This is a genomic window from Mucilaginibacter sp. 3215 (genome assembly GCF_050433785.1).
Classification (GTDB): Bacteria; Bacteroidota; Bacteroidia; order Sphingobacteriales; family Sphingobacteriaceae; genus Mucilaginibacter.
Map to the genome: position 1 here is coordinate 111,273 of NZ_JBNPWO010000001.1, position 23,878 is coordinate 135,150.

Annotated in this window: 24 protein-coding genes; 12 read left to right on the forward strand and 12 right to left on the reverse strand. The window is 41.8% G+C overall.

All coding sequences use genetic code 11. The features are described 5' to 3' along the window. Nucleotides 1-57 precede the first annotated feature (57 nt). Nucleotides 58-498: a DUF695 domain-containing protein gene (locus ABIC84_RS00475; RefSeq protein ID WP_429262337.1), complete on the forward strand. Its 441-nt coding sequence runs from the start codon at nucleotides 58-60 to the stop codon at nucleotides 496-498. A 9-nt stretch (nucleotides 499-507) separates the two neighbouring features. On the opposite strand, the gene ABIC84_RS00480 is transcribed toward ABIC84_RS00475, so the two are convergent. Then, nucleotides 508-1,347 carry a sterol desaturase family protein gene (locus ABIC84_RS00480; RefSeq protein WP_429262338.1) on the reverse strand — a complete coding sequence of 280 codons (840 nt, stop codon included), beginning with the start codon at nucleotides 1,345-1,347 and terminating at the stop codon, nucleotides 508-510. Between the two features lie 178 nt (nucleotides 1,348-1,525). On the opposite strand from ABIC84_RS00480, the gene ABIC84_RS00485 reads away from it, so the two are divergent. The 7 genes from ABIC84_RS00485 (at nucleotide 1,526) to ABIC84_RS00515 (ending at nucleotide 7,011) form a co-directional block, all read left to right on the forward strand. After that, the gene (locus ABIC84_RS00485) at nucleotides 1,526-2,251 is read left to right on the forward strand and encodes a DUF2071 domain-containing protein (RefSeq protein ID WP_429262339.1); all 726 of its coding nucleotides are present in this window, start codon (nucleotides 1,526-1,528) and stop codon (nucleotides 2,249-2,251) included. A 35-nt stretch (nucleotides 2,252-2,286) separates the two neighbouring features. Further along, complete coding sequence (locus ABIC84_RS00490) at nucleotides 2,287-3,150, forward strand: helix-turn-helix domain-containing protein (RefSeq protein WP_429262340.1); 864 nt, start codon at nucleotides 2,287-2,289, stop codon at nucleotides 3,148-3,150. Nucleotides 3,151-3,246: 96 nt separating this feature from the next. Then, entirely contained in the window at nucleotides 3,247-3,786 is a 540-nt protein-coding gene (locus ABIC84_RS00495) for a carboxymuconolactone decarboxylase family protein (protein WP_426586379.1), read from the forward strand. A 93-nt stretch (nucleotides 3,787-3,879) separates the two neighbouring features. Next, a complete protein-coding gene (locus tag ABIC84_RS00500; RefSeq protein ID WP_429262341.1) occupies nucleotides 3,880-4,497 on the forward strand; it encodes a pyridoxamine 5'-phosphate oxidase family protein in 618 nt (205 codons plus the stop codon). Between the two features lie 64 nt (nucleotides 4,498-4,561). Then, nucleotides 4,562-4,987 (forward strand): VOC family protein, encoded by a 426-nt coding sequence (locus tag ABIC84_RS00505; RefSeq protein WP_429262342.1) that lies wholly within the window; start codon nucleotides 4,562-4,564, stop codon nucleotides 4,985-4,987. A gap of 8 nt (nucleotides 4,988-4,995) precedes the next feature. Continuing rightward, the gene (locus ABIC84_RS00510) at nucleotides 4,996-5,529 is read left to right on the forward strand and encodes a hypothetical protein (RefSeq protein ID WP_429262343.1); all 534 of its coding nucleotides are present in this window, start codon (nucleotides 4,996-4,998) and stop codon (nucleotides 5,527-5,529) included. A gap of 249 nt (nucleotides 5,530-5,778) precedes the next feature. Beyond that, nucleotides 5,779-7,011: an ROK family protein gene (locus ABIC84_RS00515; RefSeq protein ID WP_429262344.1), complete on the forward strand. Its 1,233-nt coding sequence runs from the start codon at nucleotides 5,779-5,781 to the stop codon at nucleotides 7,009-7,011. Between the two features lie 109 nt (nucleotides 7,012-7,120). Here ABIC84_RS00515 and ABIC84_RS00520 read toward each other — a convergent pair whose 3' ends face one another. From ABIC84_RS00520 to ABIC84_RS00545, 6 genes are all read right to left on the reverse strand, one after another. After that, nucleotides 7,121-7,972, reverse strand: coding sequence for a hydroxymethylglutaryl-CoA lyase (locus ABIC84_RS00520; protein WP_426586389.1), 852 nt, complete (start codon nucleotides 7,970-7,972; stop codon nucleotides 7,121-7,123). 127 nt (nucleotides 7,973-8,099) lie between these two features. Then, on the reverse strand, nucleotides 8,100-9,413 hold the full coding sequence (locus tag ABIC84_RS00525) for an NAD(P)/FAD-dependent oxidoreductase (protein ID WP_426586391.1): 1,314 nt from the start codon (nucleotides 9,411-9,413) through the stop codon (nucleotides 8,100-8,102). A gap of 245 nt (nucleotides 9,414-9,658) precedes the next feature. Then, on the reverse strand, nucleotides 9,659-12,643 hold the full coding sequence (secDF, locus tag ABIC84_RS00530) for a protein translocase subunit SecDF (protein ID WP_429262345.1): 2,985 nt from the start codon (nucleotides 12,641-12,643) through the stop codon (nucleotides 9,659-9,661). A 116-nt stretch (nucleotides 12,644-12,759) separates the two neighbouring features. Further along, complete coding sequence (locus ABIC84_RS00535; RefSeq protein ID WP_426586395.1) at nucleotides 12,760-13,242, reverse strand: dihydrofolate reductase; 483 nt, start codon at nucleotides 13,240-13,242, stop codon at nucleotides 12,760-12,762. A 104-nt stretch (nucleotides 13,243-13,346) separates the two neighbouring features. Further along, nucleotides 13,347-13,712, reverse strand: coding sequence for a four helix bundle protein (locus ABIC84_RS00540; protein ID WP_429262346.1), 366 nt, complete (start codon nucleotides 13,710-13,712; stop codon nucleotides 13,347-13,349). 74 nt (nucleotides 13,713-13,786) lie between these two features. Beyond that, a complete protein-coding gene (locus ABIC84_RS00545) occupies nucleotides 13,787-14,608 on the reverse strand; it encodes a thymidylate synthase (RefSeq protein WP_426586399.1) in 822 nt (273 codons plus the stop codon). Nucleotides 14,609-14,789: 181 nt separating this feature from the next. Between ABIC84_RS00545 and ispE the strand changes: the two genes are divergently transcribed. Then, nucleotides 14,790-15,590: a 4-(cytidine 5'-diphospho)-2-C-methyl-D-erythritol kinase gene (gene ispE, locus ABIC84_RS00550; RefSeq protein ID WP_429262347.1), complete on the forward strand. Its 801-nt coding sequence runs from the start codon at nucleotides 14,790-14,792 to the stop codon at nucleotides 15,588-15,590. A 299-nt stretch (nucleotides 15,591-15,889) separates the two neighbouring features. On the opposite strand, the gene ABIC84_RS00555 is transcribed toward ispE, so the two are convergent. From ABIC84_RS00555 to tgt, 5 genes are all read right to left on the reverse strand, one after another. After that, a complete protein-coding gene (locus tag ABIC84_RS00555; RefSeq protein ID WP_429262348.1) occupies nucleotides 15,890-16,777 on the reverse strand; it encodes an NAD(P)-dependent oxidoreductase in 888 nt (295 codons plus the stop codon). 2 nt (nucleotides 16,778-16,779) lie between these two features. Continuing rightward, nucleotides 16,780-17,058 (reverse strand): lipopolysaccharide assembly protein LapA domain-containing protein, encoded by a 279-nt coding sequence (locus ABIC84_RS00560; protein WP_429262349.1) that lies wholly within the window; start codon nucleotides 17,056-17,058, stop codon nucleotides 16,780-16,782. A 1,005-nt stretch (nucleotides 17,059-18,063) separates the two neighbouring features. Next, nucleotides 18,064-18,966 (reverse strand): DMT family transporter, encoded by a 903-nt coding sequence (locus ABIC84_RS00565; RefSeq protein ID WP_429262350.1) that lies wholly within the window; start codon nucleotides 18,964-18,966, stop codon nucleotides 18,064-18,066. Continuing rightward, nucleotides 18,966-20,069, reverse strand: a complete 1,104-nt coding sequence (locus ABIC84_RS00570) for an LptF/LptG family permease (protein WP_426586411.1) — start codon at nucleotides 20,067-20,069, stop codon at nucleotides 18,966-18,968. Before ABIC84_RS00570 ends, ABIC84_RS00565 begins: the two co-directional genes overlap by 1 nt. 65 nt (nucleotides 20,070-20,134) lie before the next feature. Beyond that, nucleotides 20,135-21,265 carry a tRNA guanosine(34) transglycosylase Tgt gene (gene tgt / locus ABIC84_RS00575; RefSeq protein WP_090526509.1) on the reverse strand — a complete coding sequence of 377 codons (1,131 nt, stop codon included), beginning with the start codon at nucleotides 21,263-21,265 and terminating at the stop codon, nucleotides 20,135-20,137. 224 nt (nucleotides 21,266-21,489) lie between these two features. On the opposite strand from tgt, the gene ABIC84_RS00580 reads away from it, so the two are divergent. Genes ABIC84_RS00580 through rsmG form a run of 3 tightly spaced genes read left to right on the forward strand, consistent with a single transcriptional unit; the run spans nucleotide 21,490 to nucleotide 23,829 of the window. Then, complete coding sequence (locus ABIC84_RS00580) at nucleotides 21,490-22,611, forward strand: glycosyltransferase (RefSeq protein ID WP_429262351.1); 1,122 nt, start codon at nucleotides 21,490-21,492, stop codon at nucleotides 22,609-22,611. Next, the gene (locus tag ABIC84_RS00585; protein WP_090526513.1) at nucleotides 22,602-23,207 is read left to right on the forward strand and encodes an RNA polymerase sigma factor; all 606 of its coding nucleotides are present in this window, start codon (nucleotides 22,602-22,604) and stop codon (nucleotides 23,205-23,207) included. Before ABIC84_RS00580 ends, ABIC84_RS00585 begins: the two co-directional genes overlap by 10 nt. Then, nucleotides 23,197-23,829, forward strand: a complete 633-nt coding sequence (gene rsmG / locus ABIC84_RS00590) for a 16S rRNA (guanine(527)-N(7))-methyltransferase RsmG (protein ID WP_429262352.1) — start codon at nucleotides 23,197-23,199, stop codon at nucleotides 23,827-23,829. Before ABIC84_RS00585 ends, rsmG begins: the two co-directional genes overlap by 11 nt. The last annotated feature ends 49 nt before the right edge of the window (nucleotides 23,830-23,878 follow it).

The following is a 23,878-nucleotide window of genomic DNA, read 5'->3' on the forward strand; positions in this document are numbered from 1 at the left end:
CTGCTATAGTATTTTATCTGTAAAAACGTCCCTGCTAAACCTTAAAAAAACAGACGTATGATCTTAGACGATACCTGGGTATCGGTTGAAGCCGTATCCGATGACGATATCCCGCTGCTGGTCCGTTACAGGCCCAATTTATCAAACTTTTTTGAAACCGGTGTTTACCTGCAGCGGATGGATGTAACCTGGAGTTATGAATCATTTGATCCATCGTTACTGCCTCCGGCTGATGAAATGTTGCTGATGGAGCAGGTAGAGGACGCATTGGTGGATATCCTTGAGGATGATTATCAAAGTATCCTGGCATTTGTATTCACCGGCGAAAATGAACGCTGGTGGGCCTGGTATACCACTGATATTGACATGGCAGGCGACAGGTTAAATGATGCTTTATCTGAGTTTGATGAACTTCCTATAAGTATAACCGTTATCGAAGATCCGGAATGGGAAGAATACTTTGGAGTAATGGAAGATTTTGGGGAAGACGAAGAATGACAGCTCCGATTAATGTTGATCCTGGTACCCGTTTGGCCGTTCCAGCTTTTGAAACGGTATTTTAAGAATATTCGCAAACTTACCGGTAGTTTCTTTATCCATATGGGTATCTATGCCAAAACGGGTGTTTTCCTGCTCAAGCTCACCAAAAGTACCAAAAAGCCTGTCCCATATACTTAATACATCGCCATAGTTCCGGTCGATATGGGGCAGTTGATAGTGGTGGTGTACATGGTGCAGGTTGGGCGTTATGAAAATCAGGCCAACCACTTTATTAACCTTCCGGGGAAGCCTGAATTCGGTATGGGCCAGGATATTAAATAATGATTGAAAGGTTTGCCTTAATACTAAAACGCTAATAGCCGGGCCGCAAATAAATACCCAAAGCATTAAGCAGCATGTGCGCACACAGGTTTCGCAGGGATGTTCACGTACTGTGGTTGAAACGTCAACATGAAGATCGCTGTGATGCACGAGGTGAAATTTCCAAAGCGGATCTATCTTGTGCATTACCACATGGTAAATGTATTCGCAGAGGTCAAGCAGCATGAAAAGGCTGATATAGTAAACCCATTTATTGTGATGACCGGGCATGTAATTAATCAGCCCCCAATGATGTAAGTTGGTCCAGCCAACTATGATTAAAACAATAGTAGTGAGCAATAGTTGGATAGGGAGGGCTGTGAAAATGAACAGGAGGTTGGTTTTATTATGCTGCCAGCGCTTTTTTACCGAAATCATACCAGAAGCAACGCAAACTTCCATAAGCCATAACGAGCATATGATAAAAGCATATAAAGCAACCTGCACAGCATCCTGATGCCGGTCAAGAAATTGGGTAATAGCCATTTTTAAATCAATAGGGGTAGTTGCCTGCAATAGCTGCAGACAATTAATGGCAATTTCCCTTTTTTGAATGAATGTTTGATGAAGTATGTTAAGCGGTTGTTAAATTGTGCGATTAATTGAGATAAAATAATCTGCGTTCGGTCACTCAAACAACAAAAAGCCATCATACATTTATCCTATGAAGATTCCGAATATTACCGGTATAATTGACAGACGTATATTAATAAACTTTACAGTAGATGCGGATATAGCTAAAAAAATGGTACCGCCGCCCTTCAGCCCCCAGCTTTTTAATGGCAAGGCTATAGCCGGGATCTGTTTGATCAGGCTTAAAAAGGTGCGACCTAAAGGAATGCCTGCTTTTTTAGGAGTTGGATCTGAAAATGGTGCGCATCGCATTGCCGTTGAATGGCACGAAAATGGAGAATTAAAACAAGGAGTTTATATTCCGCGCAGAGATACATCATCTTTATTTAATACGGTTGCCGGCGGCAGGGTATTTCCCGGCAGGCATTATCATGCCAAATTTGACGTTAATGAGCACGACGACCAATATCACGTGGCTTTCACCAGTTCGGACGGAACGGCGATTAGTGTGGATGCAAAAGTTGCTGATCAACTCAATCCGGATTCGATATTCGGGACGCTTGATGTAGCTTCTGATTTCTTTAAGGCCGGGGCAACCGGATATTCACCCAATGGCAATAAGTATGAAGGGTTAGTGTTATATACCGATAACTGGAAAGTACAGGCGCTCGAAGTGAGTGCTGTTAAATCAAGCTTTTTTGAAGATGAAAGTATTTTTCCGAAGGGTTCAGTAAAGTTTGACAATGCGTTACTTATGACCAATGTTCAGCACGATTGGTCATCCGGTTGCGATAAACCGATGCTGGTGAGTTCTTAATTACTACTTTTAAATATCTTTGCTATCACGCAAAAATGAAACTATCAGCTACAGAACAATCTACAGGCGGCGATTTGCTGCTGCTCATTAATGAAAAACATTTCGACAGGATGTTTTTTACCCGCGATCGTCAGCATAAGTACCTCACCATAGCCTGGAATAAGGGCGAAAAGCAAACTGTTACAATTGATGAGGTGGATTACGATTTTTTGCCCAATACCATTTTGCCGTTGATGGTTAACCAATCCTTCCGTTTTGAACGGCCGGAAGATATAGTAGCCTGGCAGTTTAACCGCGATTTTTATTGCATTGTAGATCATGACGAGGAAGTAAGCTGTGTGGGCTTCCTTTTTTATGGTAACTCGGAGCAGGTTTTTGTTACCCTCGACGCAACCATGCAGTTTAAACTACAGCGCTTGCTTGATATTTTCATTGAAGAATTTGAAACGGCAGATAATATCCAGATAGATATGCTCAGGATGCTGTTAAAACGGCTTATCATTATCGTAACCCGCCTCGCCAAGGCCCACAGTGGGCATAAAGAGGCGCTGGCTGACGAAAAGTTTGGTACTATCCGCAAGTTCAACTTAATGGTAGAGAATAATTACCGCGAACATCATTCTGTTGCCTATTACGCGCAGCAATTAAATAAATCGCCCAAAACGCTTTCCAATCTTTTTGCATTATACAATCATAAGTCGCCATTACAGGTGATACGGGAGCGGCTTATTATTGAGGCTAAGCGGTTGTTGTACTATACCGATAAATCGGCCAAGGAGATAACTTATGAACTTGGTTTTGAAGATGCGGCTTATTTCAGCAATTTCTTCAAAAAACACACCTCGGTTTCACCCACCGATTTCAGAAATAATAAGGTTTTGGTGGCCGAAGGGAAATAATTACAAGAAGCCGGGAAGTTTGCCCATTCCGCAGGGGGGCGAAAGTCGCCACCTTTGTAGTGTTAATTCAAAACAACAAAATTAACACCACATAAAATGAAAACTTTCGCAATTCCAACCAGAGAACAAGTAACTTCAGAAAACCAGGCCATATTTGATACATTAACAAAAGTAGTGGGCCGCGTGCCAAACCTGTTTGCAGTTTTTGCAACTTCAGATCATGCGCTTGCTAACTATATAACTCTTTCAAACGGTAAAACATCATTACGTGCTAAAGAAAAAGAAGCTGTAAACCTCATAGTAAGCCAGGTAAATGATTGTGCTTACTGTTCTGCCGCTCACACTGCCATCGCTAAAATGAATGGTTTCACTGATGATCAGATCGTCGAGATCCGTGGCGGTTCAGCTTCATTTGATCCCAAAATTGATGCTTTGGTTAAAGTAGCCAAATCAATTACCGAAAATAAAGGCCATGCCGATCATCAACTGGTTGAAAACTTTTATGCTGCCGGTTATACCCAGGCTAACCTGATCGACGTAGCAGTAGCCGTTGGCGATAAAACCATTACCAACTACGTATACGCCTTAACCCAGGTACCGGTTGACTGGCCTGCGATTCCTGAACTGGTAAAATAATTTCTCCTGATTTATAATTTAGTTTACACCTTTATGCCCGCCTTGCACCGCAAGGCGGGCATAAGTATTTTATCCATTTAAAATTTTTATATTATGAATTTTGCACGCTTTGCTTTTACAGATGGCGTTAAAAAGCTCCAGGAAAAATATGGCAGCCGCAGTAGTTATGCCCGTATGGAAAGCCTAATGGCGGATAAGGATGGCATTACGGAATCTGAGCAAATATTTATTGAAAGCCGCGACAGTTTTTATATGGCCAGTATAGGCGAGAATGGCTACCCATATATTCAGCACAGGGGAGGGCCGGCCGGTTTTATTAAAGTGATAGATAACCATACCATTGGTGTGGTCGATTTCAGGGGCAACAAGCAATATATTTCGGTTGGCAACGTGATGGCGCATCCGCAGGTATCTTTGTTTATGATGGATTATCCTCATAAAACACGGCTTAAAATTTATGCCGATGCACGCGTTGTTGAACTTGCCGATAATCCGGAATTATTTGATCTGATTGATCCTGCTGAGTACAAACACACGCCCGAAAGAATGCTCATCTTCGATGTAAAAGCGTTCGACTGGAATTGCCCGCAGCATATTACGCCGCGCTACACCGTTGATGAAATTAAGGAAGCCTTTGCCCCGCAAAATGAGTACGTACTTAAACTTGAGTACGAAATAGCAAAACTTAAAAAGCAGCTGGAAGAAAAATAAGCTGCTTTGATAAATAGGCCGCAATAGTTTACCTTTAGTGCTGCCAACAGCCAGAGGTAAACCGATGAACAATAACCAGCAAATAATCCCTATGCTTGCCTATGAAGATGGCATCGCGGCTATGAACTGGTTATGCAATGTGTTTGGATTTACCGAAAACATGCGGATGACGGATGAAGCCGGCCGCCTTACACACGGGGAACTCAAAATGGGTAAAAGTTTGGTTATACTGGCCGAGCCGACACCCCACTATCAGGGACCGGCGCATCATGCCCAAAATTGTGAGATTGCCGCCAAATGGAGCACGGTGCCTTACATTATAAACGGCGTTTTAGTTTATGTAGATGATATTGTGGCTCATTATAATATCGCGAAAAGTAAAGGTGCGATCATATTAAGCGAACTCGAATATGGCTTTCCTGGTACCCGTTACCGCGCCTCCGACCTTGAAGGGCAACGCTGGATGTTTATGCAAATTGAAAAAAATTAAACCACCTTATGACCGCTCTGTTCCATTTCCTATTCGTTATTATTAAATCATACTTGCTTGCCCTTATTTATACGCCCATAGTTTGGCTTTTATGGGTATTGATCTTGAAAGTACGGAAAAAGTACACCGGCTTTAAATGGTCAGGAATATGGAGGGTTTATGTCATTGTGGGCCTTCTGCTAATTATGTTTTCATTTACTTACTATGGCAATCACGGGCTTGGTGATGATTCACGCATTCCTTTAGGGCACGGCGAAGCAATAGAACAAGGAGACCAGTTTGCATATTTTACACCCAAGGGCACAAATAAACAAGTGCATGTGAAAGCTTTTGTTTTGAAAGGAGATAACCTTTGCATGGCAGTTGATTCGGGATATAAAGTGTATAATTTAAAAACCAAGGGCGTTGTAAACTTCAGTGAGGGGCAAATGTATGATGCTTTTGCTTTTTCGTACGGTTTACCATTATCGCTTCAGTTACAAAGCTTCAGTTCGCAATACGATAATTACTGGAATGGATGGCGCTTTTGGCTGTTGCCATAAGGTAATTATTTACCTTCGCGGCCCCTTGAAACTAATTTTAATCAAAACTTTCGCTTATTTTATATCGTACACGGATATAATAGATATTTTTGTACGTTGTAGGCAAATAGTACGTTTATAATGTCCATGTACTTACAACGGGTTTAATACTGTAGTTTTTACAGTTGTATTATTGACTTTATTTTTAATTTTATAAAATTCAGAACACTAAGGTGTTGCCTGTTATAAACCAAACTATAATAATTGTTGATGGAACTTACGAATAAAGGGGTAAAGGGCAGCCAGTTAAAAAATATGATCATTAAAAGGCTTTATTTTAATAAGGCCATGTCGTGTGCCGGATTAAGTGAGTTATTTGATAAAAGTATTCCGTCTATAGCCAAAGCTATAAACGAGTTAATGCACGAGGGTTTTGTGGTTGAACAGGGGTATGCCCCTTCGAGCGGCGGCCGTCGCCCGTTAATGTATTCGGTAAAGTCAAGCGCTATGCATATTTTAGCTATCGCGCTCGATCAGCTCACCGCCCGTATCCAGATGTTTGATCTGCTGAATAATCCGGTTGCCGATATGCTTACCTTTGAGCTTAAGCTACTCAATAACCCCGAGGCATTGCCCACGCTGGTTGAGCAGATTAATAACTACATAGCAAACAGTGGGGTCCTTAAAGATAAGATTGCCGGAATAGGTATCGGTATGCCCGGCTTCATCAATATCACCGAAGGTATCAATTACACCTACCTTGATGCCGGCGGACAAAGCTTAACTGCCTACCTTACTTCCAAAACAGGCATCGCCACCTACATCGATAACGATTCGAGCCTGATAGCCCTTGCCGAACAAAAATTTGGTATTGCCAAATCACAGCAGGAAGTTATGGTAATAAACCTGGGCTGGGGTATTGGCCTGGGGATGATCGTAAATGGAAAACTGTTCCGCGGTCACAACGGTTTTGCAGGCGAGCTAAGCCATATCCCGCTATCGGAAGATGGTTCCCTTTGCGAATGTGGTAAACGTGGCTGCCTGGAAGCCGAAGCATCATTATTGGTAGTTGCTCAAAAAGCCATAGCAGGTATCAAAAAAGGCCGTGTAACCAGCTTAAAATATAATGAGGAAGATCACTCCAAACTAATGGGAGATGCCCTGATAGAGGCTGCAAATAATGGCGATCAGTTTGCGATTGAACTATTATCGGATGCGGGTTATAAAATAGGGAAGGCCCTGGCCATTCTTATCCATATTATGAACCCCGCCATCATTGTATTAAGTGGTCGCGGGGCTAAAGTTGCCAAGATACTGATGGCCCCGATACAACAAGCCCTTCACAAGTACTGTATCCCGCGCCTGGCAGGCGGTACCGAACTATTAGTATCTGAACTTGGATTTGATGCTGAGTTAATTGGTGCGGCTGTGTTGGTAATGGAAAACTTTGACAGAGTGGTGAAAAATAAAGCAGCTAAAGCAACTAAGCACGCCGCGGCATAAAGAATGGTCTGAATCAGAATTTACAGAATTTTTAAATTAGCAGAATTAATTTCTTTGCCCTGGTATGCAAGCTTCAATTCTGTAACTTCTTAAGTTCTGTAAATTCTGCTCAGGCGAACACCCTTCCCGAGTAATCCATCGCTTCTTTAAATTTATCCATATTAAGCCCTGTGGGCTCATTTTGTATTTTAAGGTAGCCTATCAGGTTTTCGGTGGCAATATTGCCTGTGAGATCGTCTTTGGCCATTGGGCAGCCTCCGTAGCCTTTTATTGCAGTATCGAAACGCTTGCAACCGCTTTGGTAGGCTGCGGCTATTTTAGGTTGCCATGTATCAGGAGTGGAATGCAAGTGAATGCCAAACTCGGTATTGGTGAATAAACGGCAAAGGTTGGGGTAAATGCCACTGATCTGTTCTGCATCCGCAATACCTATGGTATCGGCAAGAGCGACGTTTTTTATTCCTTCTGCTGTCATTTTTTCTGCCCAGTGTTCAATGATGCCGGTATTCCATTCATCACCGTAAGGGTTTCCAAAACCCATGGAAAGATAAACTAACAATTGCTTGCCGTTTTTATGGCTCAATTCCTTTATCCGCTGTACGGTTTCAAAAGCCTGCTCAATGGTTGAGTTTGTATTTCTAAGCTGAAATGTTTCGGATATGGAAAATGGATAACCAAGGTAAGTGATCTCTTCATGTTTAGCCGCGTCTTCTGCCCCGCGATAGTTGGCTATAATAGCCAATAGCTTTGAGCGAGTATTACTCAGATCGAGTTTCTTTAATACCTCCGCTGTGTCCTGTAACTGGGGGATAGCCTTGGGTGATACAAAGCTGCCAAAATCTATCGTATCAAAGCCCACCTGTAAAAGCAGGTTAATGTATTCGGCCTTTATATCGGTAGGAATAAAATCATGAATGCCCTGCATGGCATCGCGGGGACATTCGGTTATTTTGATGCTCATTTTTGGAAATCTTAGGTTTTAAGTCTTAAGTCAAAAGTCATCAATTTAGTTTAGAAAACGCTAAACTTCCAACTTAAAACTTTTGACTTAAGCCTTAGAACCCGAGACTTTAGACTCCGGACTTAAGCTAATCAACCGTATTAGGCAAATGCTGATCCTCAGTTAAGCCTTCACGCTCAAATTTGCGGATAATAAGTCTCGTACCGCCATTATAGGTTACATAGCTCGATACCCAGTTAATGAATACAATCACCTTATTACGGCCGCCTAAAAGCGATATCAGGTGCACAAACATCCATACAAGCCATGCAAAAAATCCCTGGAATTTTACTTTGCCCAAATCGGCCACCGCCTTATTGCGGCCAATAGTTGCCAATGAGCCTTTATCGTTATACTTAAACGGTGAGGTTTGTTCGCCGTTAATGATATGAATGATATTTTTAGCCACGTGCTGGCCCATTTGTATGGCTACCTGCGCTACGCCGGGGTGTCCCTTAGGGGTTTCATCGGTGATCATGGCTGCAACGTCGCCAATTGCGAATACGTTGTTAAAGCCGGCAACGCGGCCGATACTATCCACCTTTATTCTATTTCCACGTTCAATAACATCTTTATCAAAGCCTTCGGGTACAACGCCCATAACCCCGGCGCTCCAGATCACGTTTTTGGTGCGGATGGTTTTACCGCCTTCAAATTTTATTTCCTCGCCGTCGTAGCTTTCCACCTTTACGCCGGTTAGCACTTCAACGCCCATATTGGTCAGGAAGGTGCGGGCTGCGTTGGATGCCTGGTCGGAGAAAGGCCCCAGCACTTTCGGTAAAAAGTCAACCAGGTAAACCTTCATGTCCTCTTTTTTAAGTTCCGGGTAATCTTTTGTTAAAACGTGGTTACGGAGTTCGGCCAATGAGCCGGCAAGCTCCACACCGGTTGGCCCGGCGCCTACAAGCACAAATGTAAGATAGGGATCGCGTTCGGCCTTGCCTACTTTAAGCAGGGCTTCTTCAATATTCTGCAAAATAGAATACCGGAGGTTCAATGCCTCGGGGATCGACTTCATTGGCATGGAGTAATGCTCAATATCCTTATTGCCGAAAAAGTTAGTGGTTGAGCCGGTAGCAATCACCAGGTAATCATAAGCTATATTGCCTATAGTGGTTTCTAGCATGTTGTTATCGGCATCAACCCTGGTTACTTCGGCAATCCTAAACCTGAAGTTCTTTTGACTGGCAAAATTTTTCCTTAATGAGAAAGCTATCGACTCCGATTCGAGGCTGCCCATAGCAACCTGGTATAAGAGGGGCTGAAAAGTATGGTAGTTATGCTTATCCAGCATCAAAACGTCTACAGGTTTGTCCTTTAGTTGTTTTGCTACCTGCAGGCCGCCGAAGCCGCCGCCTACGATCACTACAAGTGGAAATTTTGAATTATTTGATGTGTTCATTTGTGCAGGGTATCTGTTAAAAAACTTTTTAAGGGCAACGTAATGCGCTTTTGGGAATATAGCGCAATCTCCGTGCCGCCAATAACATTTATATGAAATACGGTGTAAGTATAGTTCATTGTACGCGATATGCGACACCATCTGTTGGTGATATTATAGCTTTTTCTAATGAGCAGTATGGCATTGTACATCAACAAAAAAGGCCCCAAATTACTTTGGAGCCTTTTAACAATTTATTCTTTTTCTTATTTCAGGTCTTTCTTTCCAAAGTCAACGATCACCGGTGTTGCCACACAGATCGACGAATATGTACCGAAAAGAACTCCGATCAATAACGCGAAAGAGAACCCTTTGATCACATCGCCACCAAAGATGAATAATACCAACAATACGAATACCACGGTTAATGCTGTGATAATTGTACGGCTTAATGTACTGTTGATGGCCCTGTTGATAACCTCTTCTGGTTTTTCGTTTTTGTTAGAGTGATCAAGGAATTCACGGATCCTGTCAAATACTACCACGGTATCGTTAATCGAATAACCAATAACCGTTAATATAGCCGCAATAAACGCCTGGTCAATATCCAGTGAAAACGGAAGGAAGCCATTGAACAATGAGAAGAAAGACAATACCAATAGGGCATCGTGAGCGGTTGCAATCATGGCACCCAAGCTGAACTGCCATTTGCGGAAACGGATCAGGATGTAAGCCGAGATTACAAATATGGCGAATAGTACGGTGTAAATAGCTGATGTTTTTAACTCATCAGCAATAGTAGCACTTACTTTTGAACCACCTAAGTCGCTATTAGCAATTTTGGTTTCGGGTTTTTTATTCAACGCATCTACGAGGGCTGCCTTTACTTTAGCATCTGCAGCGGTTGAGTTATCATTAAACAAATAGTTAGTGGTGATACTAAATTTATCGCCCATGGTTTTAACTTCAGTACTGCGGCCTAAAGTAGCATCAACGGCATCGTGGATCTGTTCGGTAGTTACTGCTTTGTTGGTAAAGCTAACAATGTAGTTACGACCGCCTTCAAAGTCGACACCGTAAGTAAAGCCGCGGGTGAAGATAGATACCAAACCGGCAGCGATAAACACGCCGGAGAAGATGTAGAATTTAGTACGGTTTTTAACAAATGCAAAGTTTGCATTTTTAAAGGTATGCGAGCTCCATGGGTTTGAGAATTTGATGTCCATGCCTTTGTCAAGCATCCACTCAAATATAACCCTTGAGATCAATAATGAACAGAACAATGAAGTAGCGATACCGATCATCAATGTAGTTGCAAAACCCTGGATAGGACCTGAACCGAATACGAACAGGATTAAACCGGTAAGGAATGTACTGATCTGTGAATCGAGGATTGAAGGCAATGCATGTTTGAAACCATCGGCTACTGCAACCCTTAATGATTTGCCAAGGCCAAGCTCTTCACGTACACGTTCGTAAACCAGTACGTTAGCATCTACCGCAATACCTAAGGTCAGTACGATACCGGCAACACCCGGTACAGTCAATACAGCGCCCAGGCTGGTTAATACGCCCATCAAGAAGAAAATGTTGATAATTACCGCAACTACCGCTACAGTACCTGCACGGTTGTAATATGCGATCATGAAAATCAACACAACCACCAAACCCAAGATACTTGAAGTAATACCGGCAGAAATAGCTTCCTGCCCTAATGACGGACCTACGATTGATTCAGATACGATGTGGGCAGGAGCAGGTAGACGGCCTGCTTTTAATACGTTGGCTAAGTCACGGGTGTCATCAATGGTAAAATTACCTGAGATTGACGATACACCACCCGAAATTTCATTCTGAACGGTAGGAGCGGAGTATACGTTATCATCCAAAACTATGGCAATAGCTTTTTTGTTAGTGCCTGATGATGCCTCAGCAGTAACAGTACGCCATTTTTGGGCACCTTCCGAGTTCATAATCATCACAACCTCAGGGCTGCCTTTCTGGTCATTATCGGCACGGGCATCGTTAATTACGTCGCCTGATAATACCGGGCCATTTTCGGCACCTGTAAGTTTGATAGCGTATAACGCGAAAGTTTTGGTGTTTTTAATAGGTTTTACTTCCCACAAAAATTTGATGTTACGTGGAATAACTGCTAAAACATCTGCACTGTGCAGGTATGAATTTACTTTAGCAGTATCCTGAAGTGGAGCATAACCAACAACAGGGCCCTGGCCTAATTGCTGCTGGCCGTTTGCACCCTGGCCAACGTTTAATGACATTACTGCAAACAACGGGTGTTGTGCAGCTAATTTTGTTTTGCTTAATGAAGCAGCTGAAGTATCGTTTTTAGCAGCATTCTTTTGAACTTTGCTTAACAATGAACCTCCTTTAGCTGTATCAGCTTTTCCGGCTGCAAGTTTAGCAGTGGTATCTACTTTCGCTGATTTACCTGTGTCCGCTTTGGCAGTTTTGCTTTTTGCAGCAAGCAGGTTGTCAATATTGATCAGGTACTGGTAAGCTTCCGCATTATCAAAAGTTTCATAGAACTCCAATTTTGCAGAACCTGAAAGCAATTTACGAACACGCTCCGGTTCTTTAACGCCTGGCAGCTCAACTAAAATCCTGTTTGAGCCTTGTTGCAACTGGATGTTTGGCTGGGTTACACCAAACTGGTTGATACGGGTGTTTAAAACAGTGAACGATTGTTTAACCGCTGTTGAAGCCAAATCCTCAAGGTAAGTTTTAACCTCGCTGTTTGATGCGTTGAACTTCAGATGGTCCTGGTTATCTTTTGTTGAAAAGATAGCGGCAAGTTTACCGTTAGGGCTTAGCTTTTCGTACTCGCTTACAAATAAAGCGATGTAATCTTTTTGGTTGGTTTGCGCATTGGCCTGTAATTTATCGGCGTTAGCCAAAGCCTGGTTAAAAGTAGCATCAGGATTGTTGTTGGCAATTTTCCTAACCAGCTCATTAAGCTGGATCTGCATGGTAACGTTCATACCACCCTTAAGGTCAAGGCCTAATGCAATTTCCCTTTGCAATACATAAGCGTAATCATGTTTTAATAGCGGATAAACCGGTTGATTGGAAATAGAATCCAAATAAGCTTTTTCTTTCTCAGGATCTCCCTTTGAGTATACTTTGGCATCCTCCCTAACCTTATGGGCCACCCACGTAAATGATAGCTGGTATAAGCACACCACTGCCAGTAGTATGGCGAAAAATTTAATAACCCCTTTGCCTTGCATCGAATTTGTAATATGTAATAAATTAGTTTATAAGCTTTTTTTCAATAAGGCAGCAAATCTAATAAAATTTCGTAAGCACAAAATTTTAAATTAAAACAAAATCATGACAAAAAATGTTAGCGTCGCACAAGTGTAATAAAAGCATATTTATACTTGTTTTTTTCGTCCGGATCAAAATCTTCACGATCTGTTTCCTGCCACTCATCAGGATTTAACTCGGGGAAGAAGGTATCTCCCTCAAAATCCTGGTCGATAATGGTGAGATATATGCGGTTTGTAAGAGGAATAGCCTGCCGGTAGATCTCAGCTCCGCCAACAATAAAAACTTCATCCTCGGCCTTGCAAAGCTCAATAGCCGCTTCAATGGATGGTACCACCTCGCAACCATCGATACTGATGGCTTGCCGGGTAATAACAATGTTGCGGCGCTTAGGCAATGGCTTACCAACCGAATCAAAAGTTTTACGGCCCATGATAACGGTATGCCCGGTAGTAACATCTTTAAAATGCTTCAGATCATTAGGCAAATACCAGAGTAATTTATTGTCTTTACCGATAGCGTGGTTTTTGGCTATGGCTACGATGATGCTTAGTATCATTTCTTGCAGGTCATTAAGTCATTGGGTCATTTGCTTCGCGTCATTCGTTTTACGTCATATGCACCGCGTCATTAGGTCATTGAGTCATTTTTTTTTGACTTGCCTTATATGTTTCCTTTTCCAATGAATTTGATGTAGATATTTAATTTTAAGTGAATTGTTTCTAACTCCCTAAGTAGCGATTGATAATCGTCGTCATTGATCAGGCTTCTCGTATTTGCCTTTTTGAGCCAGCCTTTGGTTTCAATTATTGATCCGCGGCTAAAATAGCAGAAGTTCTTATTCTCCTTGTAATGATAGCGTCCAAATCCTTCAGCAATGTTTGCGCCAATCGAATCAGATGAGCGAACAATTTGTTTACCCAAAGTGTCTTTAGCAAAGTATTCCCATTTAGCCACTATAAACCAAACCCTGTCGGAAAATGCTTCTGAAAGATTATACACTTCAAGTTCTTCAATTCTATTACTCATGATAAGATCAGGCGTAAAATAGGACAATCAAAAAAATGACTCAATGACCAAATGACGCGAAGCCAATGACTAAGTTATACCGCCACTTCGGCCTTAATATGCGGCCAGGGATCATAATTCTCCAAAGTGAAATCTTCAAATTTAAACGAGAAGATATCTCTTACCTCAGGATTGATCTTCATGGTAGGCAGCGGACGCGGATCGCGGCTTAGCTGCAGGCGCGCCTGTTCCATGTGGTTGTTGTACAAATGTGCATCTCCAAAGGTGTGTATAAAGTCGCCAAGGTCGAGGTCACATACCTGTGCCATCATCATGGTGAGCAACGCATAGGAAGCTATGTTGAACGGAACTCCTAAGAATATATCTGCACTTCTCTGATACAACTGGCACGATAACTTTCCTTTAGTCTCGCCTTTTGAAATATCGGGCGGAGCCACATAAAACTGGAACAAACTATGGCATGGCGGCAGGGCCATTTGGTTAACCTCTGCAACGTTCCAGGCCGACACAATAATCCGGCGCGAATCGGGATTGTTTTTAAGCTGGTTCACCACTTGTTGGATCTGGTCGATATGGCCGCCATCCGGTGTAGGCCATGAGCGCCACTGTTTACCGTATACCGGACCAAGGTCGCCATTTTCGTCGGCCCATTCGTCCCATATTTTTACGCCATTTTCTTTCAGGTAGCGGATATTGCTATCGCCGCTCAAAAACCAGATGAGCTCATGAATGATAGATTTGAGGTGAAGTTTTTTGGTGGTTACCATCGGGAAACCATCCTTAAGGTTGAAACGCATCTGGTAGCCAAACACACTTACCGTACCGGTACCGGTTCTGTCGTGCTTTTGCGCGCCGGTTTCCATCACATGCCTCATCAGATCGAGATACTGTTTCATTTCTTTTTAGTTGATTACGTGAGTAGTTGATTAGGTGAGTGGTTATACAGATTTATTGGATAAAATACCAATGAACTAATGAACCAATGAACTAATGAACATTTTCAGAGGGCAAAGAAAAATAATCTACCTTTGGTTTCCTACTGATGTTGGCAAATACATCACGTGTTAATTACTTTGTATGATTTTATTTCCGAATGCAAAAATAAACATCGGCCTCAATATTACCGAACGCCGGCCTGATGGTTATCATAATCTCGAAACCATTTTTTATCCTATCGATATTAAAGACGCCCTTGAAGTGGTACCGGGCGACAAGCTCAGCTTTACCTCAACGGGCCTGGAAATTCCCGGGCTGATGGAAGATAACCTCTGCGTAAAAGGTTACCATATGCTTAAGCAGGATTATGACCTGCCCCCGGTAAGCATTCACCTGCATAAGCATATCCCTATAGGCGCGGGACTGGGCGGCGGTTCATCTGACGCGGCGTTTTTTATCCGGCTGATGAACGACGAATTTAAGCTTGGTTTATCTGTTGACGAGATGACCGATTACGCCCGTCGCCTTGGTGCCGACTGCGCCTTCTTTATCGAGAACAAACCCGTGTTCGCCTTTGAGCGTGGCGACGAATTTGAGAGCATTAAACTTGATTTATCGGCATACAAAATAGTGTTGGTGATGCCTCCTGTTCATGTATCAACAGGGGAGGCTTTCAGAGGCATAAAACCAACCCCGGTGAAAGATTCGCTGTTTGATTTGATCAACGAACCAATAGCCGACTGGAAGAAGCTTATAAAAAATGATTTTGAACAAACCGTGTTTAAAAATCATGTGGAGATCCGTGGTATTAAAGCGGCCCTTTACGAAGCCGGTGCCATTTACTCCAGCATGAGCGGAAGCGGTGCATCTGTGTTTGGTATTTTTGCCGAAGCTCCTGATCTGAAATTTTTAGAAAGTGAGAACGAAGTGTTCTATTTATAATATCAGATTTCAGATGTCCGATTTCGGAATTGGCTGGATTTTTTTATAGCCGAATAAACCAGAAAGAAAGCGTCATTGCAATGGCATGGATAACAGACTTACGAAGTTTTTAAAACTTCGTAAGTCTCTAATAATACCTTCTCGTACAAGTTGTACCTATCCTGATTATACACAAAAATGCCGAATGGATTATTGATCTTTAAAACGATCGATATATCACCCGGCTTCTTGTTTTATGCCGGACATTAATCTCGAAATTCGTCAATCAAAATCCGAAGTTGAACATCCGAAATCCGATATCAAAGTCCCGCGTCTTCACTCACGCCGCGACCTATTCCTTCTATCCAGTCACGCTCACCCCAGCCTTTGGCTACAGCAGTTAATAAGCGGCCGTGTACAGCGTTTGCAATAGGCATCGGCATCTCGCTTGTCTGCGATAATTTGAACGCCAGGCGCGCGTCCTTATAGCCTAGTTTTGATTGGAAGCTTACAAATTGATATTGCTTACCTGCAAGAGCCTTGCCATAGTTTTGGAAAATAGGAGCATTGAAGAGTGTCGAACCAAAAAACTCGGAAACCTGTGTCCGGCTCAGTCCGTTTTTTTCGGCAAGGGTGAACGCTTCGGCCATCATTTCCATAGAAGCCATGATCATGAAATTGCCTGCTATCTTCACCACGTTGGCACCACCTGTTGATGGGCCAAAATCTATCACGCCCTGGCCCAATAAATCAAGGATTGGCCGGGCATCAGTTTTAACTTGTTCATCGCCCGAAACGCAGATCCAGAGCTTACGGGCAGCCGCCGCTTCGGGCCTGCCAAACACCGGGGAAGCGAGGTAGCGGCTGCCGGCCTGTTCATGTAATTTGGCCAATTCTTCAGAAGTATCGGGCGAAATGGTGCTCATGGATATGTGCACAGCATTTGGCTGTAGCGTTTTTAAAATTCCGCCGTCGCCTACAGCCGATTCTCGCAGCACTTCGTCATCCGACACCATGGTGATCAAAAACGGCACATTTGCTGCCGCTTCGGCCGGGCTCAGGCATTTGGTTACGCTGCCGGCATCAAGCTCGTCAATCTTTGAAATTGTACGGTTGTAAACCTGAAGATGGTATCCGGAGTCGATCAGGTTTTTAGCCATATTGATACCCATGTGGCCGAGGCCAATAAATCCAATTTTTATTTTCATAATTAGCTGATGTATTCTCGGTCCTCGTCACTTAGTGTATCGGGGTTCTCTTTTTTATGTATGGCGTCATGGTAGCCTTCTATATCAAATTTTTGCTTTTTCGGCCATGCAACGATCAGGCCGAGCACAAAACCCGTTATGGCAACTATAAGCATCATCATTAGTTTGGATACCCTGAATGTGGCGAACAGAAATTTGAAGTAAACCTCATCTGTGTTTTGCATGAGTACGATGGTAAGCAAAACTGCGATGGCTACAATGACAATTGTTTTAATGCTCATGATGGATGTTGGTTTTAGAGTAATACAATATCCGCTTTTTAAATGTTTAATAAAAATCGATCTCGTATAAATGGAGACGCCGAAAATTTATTATATCTGAGCGAGAAGATATGCCTTGATTTTACGGTCATATTTTATGGACTACATCAACCTTGGCCACCTCTGCCTTTTTTTAATTCGTTCAGATTTGGTCTGGTTACTAATCGCGCTTTCAAAAACGAAGCGACCAAAATCATGGTGAAATTTTAAGCAAATTTTTTTAATACAAAATCAATGCTTTTAACACTTCTGAAATTTGACGAGGTAGTAATTCCTAATGCCAAAAATTTCTTCGCGAGGATTCTGCGAGAGCGTAAAAAAATCGTTCGAAAATAGATTTTGTATACAAGCAGGAGAAATGCTGCGATTTTTTTTGATTCCTGAATTGTTACTTCATTACACTTTGTAAATTGGGTTTTGACTTTTGGTTGATTAGAAGTTTTACACTAAATAATTACATGTATTTATTTGATTTTTAAATTTATATGATAATTTAAAGCGGCTTTATATTTATATACTAATATTTTTAGTTTTTGGAGGTTTTCTTAGATGAATTTTGATTAACTATCTATTTATTTAAATTTTATAAGTAATTGATTTTTAAATTTATATGTTTAGTATATAATTGAATTATTTAAGTTTGTAGATTTTAAAAAAATGGTTAAAAATAGGAATACGTAGATTCGATGCCCTGTTTTTATATTGATATTTAATACACTAAGTTAAAAATGGATTTTGCCCCTGTTTGGCGCTAATGCATTAGTTGAGCCCGGAATGTCTTAAAAAATTTAAATGGCTTAGAGGGGCTAAAAAAGGCTAAAGCAGCCTTAGGTGCTTCGCCCCTATTTGGGAGAAAATGACGAAAAAATTAAGGTGATTTGAGTTGTTGAAAGGCTGCTTTAAGAACAGGCAGAACCACGGCTATTACAAGTGTTTGTATAAAACAAGAATATGGAGAGTTAAGAATTAAGCTACAGTTTTGCGCCTTGTTATTTGCTTTCGGGCTATGGGGTACAAAAAAATTGTTGACAGGATAAGGAATGCTCCGCCCCAAAATCCGGGCGTCATTTTGTTGAGATCTCCGAAAAAAATAAACGAAAGGATGATACCGTATACCGGCTCGAGGTTGGTAATGAGCGCCACCCGGAAAGCCGAAAGTTCGCGCATTACAGATACGCCGGCCACGTAAGCAAGCGATGTGCATACGGTGCCAAGTAGTACCAGGTAACCGATATCTGCTGGTTTCAACAGCATGGCCCTGGTGTAACCAGAGGTTATAAACAGGTATATTGAGATCCAGACAAAGGCTCCGGAAAGTTCATAAAATGCAATAACCGGCGCCTGTACTTTTTGCACCTGACGCGAATTAATGATAGAGAAAAGGCTGGCACAAACAGCGCTGGCAAGCCCTGTTATGATACCCTTAGTGTATCTGCTTTCGAATTTGAAAATCAAAACAATGCCGGTGATAATTAAAATGCCGGCCAATATTTCAAGTTTCGAAATACTTTTTTTGTTGATCAACGGTTCAAAAATTGCCGTGAAAAGTGTGATGGATGAGAGGCAAACCAGGGTGACGGCGACTGTGGAAAGTTTGATGGCAGCGAAAAAAAGGATCCAATGCCCGCCCACAATCGCGCCAGTGAGTACCAATTTTACAAGGGTTTTTCTGTCAACCTTAAAATCAGTTTTGTTGAATTTGAAATACAAAAATAACGATGAAAAGGCAATAAGTACCCTAAACCACACCAATTGTACGGCCGAAATGGTGATCAGGGCGCCCAAAATTCCGGTAAATCCCCATACAAAAACTGTAAAATGGAGAATAATTAGGTTCTTATTTGGGGATGAAGGGGTGTTTTGCGCCATTATTTGGGTGCTTTTAAAAGCAGATAGTAACCTAAAATGCCAAAAACGATGTTAGGAATGAATACCGCTATTAAAGGTGTCATGCCCCCTTTTACCGAAAATACGAGGGCAAACCGCTCTAATATAATATAGGCAAAGCATAACAGGATACCTATCCCCAATGGTAAACCAACGCCACCACGCACCTTTCTTGATGATATAGAAACACCAATAAGCGTTAATACAAACGCCGATAATGGGTAAACAAACCGGTGATATTTTTCAAAATAAATAGCTTTTAGATACTCTGGTCTGCGCAGTTTTTCCTTGTCAATATTCTTGTTCAGGTCGTTTAAAGACATGGCCTGGTATACGTTATCATATACAATAAAATCGCTCGGGTGCATATCCAAAACAGTGTCTTTTGGTGTGTTGCTTGTAATGAATTGCTCTTTCATTCCGTTCACATATTTAACACTGTATTGCTTAAGCGACCAGATCCGTTTTAAAGAATCGTATTGGATTTGGTCGGCAATTAATTTTTCACGCAACGTATCACCATTAAATTTTTCCATGATAAAATTATAACCAAGGTGTGTTGTAGGGTCGTAATTGGCAAGATAAACAAAAGTGTGTTTGTCAATCTGCATGTGTACCTCTACCTTAGTCGGGTCATTATCCATCATTCCATTGGCATTTTCAAAGTCGATTTTCAGCCGATTTGTGAAAGGAATGAGGTAAACATTTGCGAAAAATGACACCACAAATATGATGGATGAAGCGATTACATAAGGTCGTAAAAAGCGATTGAAACTTGCCCGGCCGCTTAGTATCGGAACGATTTCAGTTTGATTTGCCATCTTAGCTGTAAAGAAAATTACCGCTAAAAAATTGATCAACGGCGACAGCATATTTAAATAAAATGGTATAAAACCCGCATAATATCTGAACACAATATCGTGCAGACTGGCATGTTTATTAAGGAAATTATCCAGCTTTTCTGATACGTCAAACACTACAGATATCACCATGAAAATACCCATAGTAAATATAAAAGTGCCGAGGTATTTGCCAATAATAAACCTGTCGATGATCTTTAAATATCTATGAAAAAAAGCTTTCATCTGTCGGTTGTTTGTTTGTTAATTTCCATGTTTTTCCTGGAGATTTTTTTTGATTTTATGAGTTATTATAAACGCTGTCCAAGGCGCTTTACCATCATGTTTTTCCAATCGTAAAACTCACCCGCAATAATTTTTTTTCGCGCCTCTTTAACCAGCCATAGATAAAAATGGAGGTTGTGCAAGGTGGCGATTTGAGCGCCTAACATCTCGCCAGAGTGGATCAAATGGCGTAAATAAGCTTTACTGTAATCTCTGTCGGCAAACAGATCGCTATCATCTTCGATGGCCGAAAAGTCGTTTTTCCATTTCTCATTTTTGATGTTGATGATGCCGTTTTTGGTGAAAAGCATGCCATTGCGCGCGTTCCGGGTTGGCATAACACAATCAAACATGTCAATACCCAGAGCTATGTTTTCCAAAATGTTTACAGGCGTACCTACACCCATTAAGTAACGCGGTTTTTGCTGCGGTAATATATTGCATACAATTTCGGTCATGGCATACATTTCTTCGGCCGGTTCACCTACCGAAAGCCCCCCTATGGCATTACCTTCGCGCTCATATGAAGCTATTACTTCGGCCGATCGTACGCGCAGATCTTTATATACCGAACCTTGTACAATTGGGAAAAGTGTTTGACTGTAGCCATATTTTGGCCCGGTGCTGTCAAATCTGTCGCAGCAGCGTTTCAGCCAGCGGTGGGTCATTTCTATCGATCGTTTTGCGTAGTTGTAATCGCAGGGATAGGGGGTACACTCATCAAACGCCATGATAATATCGGCGCCGATTATGCGCTGAATGTCCATTACATTTTCGGGAGTAAACAAATGTTTTGATCCGTCAATATGCGAGCGGAACGTAACCCCTTCCTCTTTTATTTTGCGTACTTCGGTTAATGAATATACCTGGTAGCCGCCGCTATCGGTCAAGATGGGACCGTCCCATCCATTAAATTTATGTAGTCCTCCGGCGCTTTCAAGTGTATTTAAACCGGGACGCAGATATAGGTGATAAGTGTTGCCCAATATAATTTGCGCCGAAATATCCTGTTTAAGCTCGTGCTGGTGCACCGCCTTTACAGTGCCGGCAGTGCCTACCGGCATAAAAATAGGGGTTTGTATGGTACCGTGGTCGGTAGTGATCTCGCCGGCTCGGGCCTTTGAAAGCGGGTCTTGTGCTGTTAAGTTAAATTTCATTTTAGGGTTGCAAAATTAGCAAAAAAAACCCTCATGCCCGTCCTTTCCAAAACGGCGGCAGGATAAAAGCTATTTATAAACGTGCTGAATATTAAAACCATGTTAATTAAAGTACTTTTATTTTAAGGGGGATTAAATAAGAGTACATTAAACTTCAAATTAACGCTGATATTGAGCCTTAATTTCATTGATTTTTAACAAATTTGCCTCATTATTTTTTTTGTTTGGAAACGTACTTACACGACGCGCTTTTTATTCTTTTTCAGCTTTGTTTTATAGTTCAGCTATATTACCTGGTGAGCAGGCATACCCGCCTTGCAGGCCATAAACCCGCCGAAGGGCCGCCGCCCAGAGTCTTAATCCCCATTTCTGTCATTATCAGCGCCCGCAATGAAGCTCGTAACTTAGAGGAAAATCTGCCATCGATACTGGAACAAAACTATCCTGATTTTGAGGTGGTTGTTATCAATGATTGCTCTTTTGATACTTCCGATGAGGTGCTTGAAACCATGCAAAAAAAATACGCTCACCTTAAAGTTGTTACCATTACCGAGCATGACCGCTTTAAAACCGGTAAAAAGTTTGCCCTTACCTTAGGCATCAAGGCATCAAAAAATGAACACCTTTTATTTACCGATGCTGATTGTAAGCCAGCTTCCGAAAACTGGATAAGCCGTATGGCGGCCAATTTTGCAAGCGGTGTGCAAATAGTTTTGGGGTACTCTCCTTATTATAAAAAAGATGGTTTTATTAATGCTTTTACCCGCTTTGAAACCATAAAAACAGCAACCAGTTACCTGTCGGGCGCGTTAACCGGCGATCCCTATATGGGTATTGGCCGCAACCTTGCCTATACAAAAACGTTATTTTTTAGTGCAAAAGGTTTTGCTTCGCACATGCACGTAATATCAGGCGATGATGACCTGTTTGTTAACCAGCATGCAACTCCTGATAACACAGTGGTTGAATTGAGTACCGAATCATTTATGTTTACAGAGGCTAAAACAACTTTTAAATCATGGTTTAAACAAAAAAAGCGACACATGGGAGTGGGGAAACTGTATAAAAACCAGCACAGGCGCATGCTTAGTTTTGATGCAGTTAGCGGGTTTATATTCTATATTTTATTGATATTATTCCTTATTTTGAGATATGAGCCGTTACTGGCATTAGGTTTGTACGTTTTTAGGTTGATATTACAAATGGCCATTTATAATCGTATATTTAAAAAACTTAATGGCAAAGACCTTTGGTGGTATCTCCCCTTTTTTGACCTATTATATTATACATATTTAAATGTTTTTGGATTGATCGGTACCTTTTTAAAAACTACTCAATGGAAATAAACGCCAACTTTACCGAGAACGCAAAGAATGATTTTCACCTGGTAGTGAAGGCCAGGCAGGGAGATCAAAAAGCCTATGCCGATTTGATGCACCGTTATAAAGATTCGATTTATTTCATGGTGCTTAAGATGGTAAACAACAAAGAAGATGCAATGGATTTAACGGTTGAAACGTTTGCCAAGGCATTTGAAAAACTTGAAAAATACCAGCCTGATTTTGCTTTTAGCACCTGGCTTTTCAGGGTAGCAACTAACAATTGCATCGATTTTATCCGCAAAAAGAAACTGAGCACCATGTCAATTCATGGTATGATGGACGATGAAGGCGATGAAAAGCCGCTGCAAATTAAGGCCGATAGCCTTAACCCCGAAGAAACATCTATCAAAAAGCAACAAACCCAGGAGCTAAGATCATTAATTGAAAGCCTCCCTACGCGTTATCGTAACCTGATTACCTTACGTTATTTTGATGAGCTTTCGTACGAAGAAATAGCCCAGCAACTCGACCTCCCGTTAGGGACGGTAAAGGCCCAATTATTTAGGGCAAGGTACCTGCTTGGCAATATTATTAACCGTTTTAACAGGGATGACATCTGAAATAATTCTACAATATTTTCCTGATTTAAGTGCCGAACAGCGTGAGCAATTTGAAAAATTGCCTGCTTTATATGAACACTGGAACAGCCAGATCAACGTAATTTCCCGCAAAGATATTGATCTTTTATTTGAACGTCACGTGCTCCACTCGCTTGGGATTGCCAAAGTAATGGCTTTTTTACCGGGTGAAAATGTGCTTGATGTGGGTACCGGTGGGGGCTTCCCCGGTATTCCGCTGGCTATCTTATTCCCCGAAACACAATTTCATTTGGTTGATTCGATAGGCAAAAAAATCAAGGTTGTTACGGAGGCAGCTGCAGCCTTAGGCCTCAGAAATGTGAAAGCATCACACCTTCGGGCAGAGCAAATTGCGGATAAATTTGACTTTGTAGTATCACGCGCTGTTACCCAGTTAAAGGATTTTTATCCATGGGTAAAAGGTAAATTCAACAAGCAATCGAATAACAAACTACTCAACGGCATCCTGTATTTAAAGGGAGGCGATTTGGAGCAGGAGATCAAAGAATCGGGCTTAAAAGTTACCCAGTATCATCTGAAAGATTACTTTAAAGAGGAGTTTTTCGAAACAAAACAGGTGATATATGTGAAAAGCCCCCTCTAAATCTCCCCCGGTAGGGGAGACTTTTAGGACTTTAAAAGCCCTCCCTCCC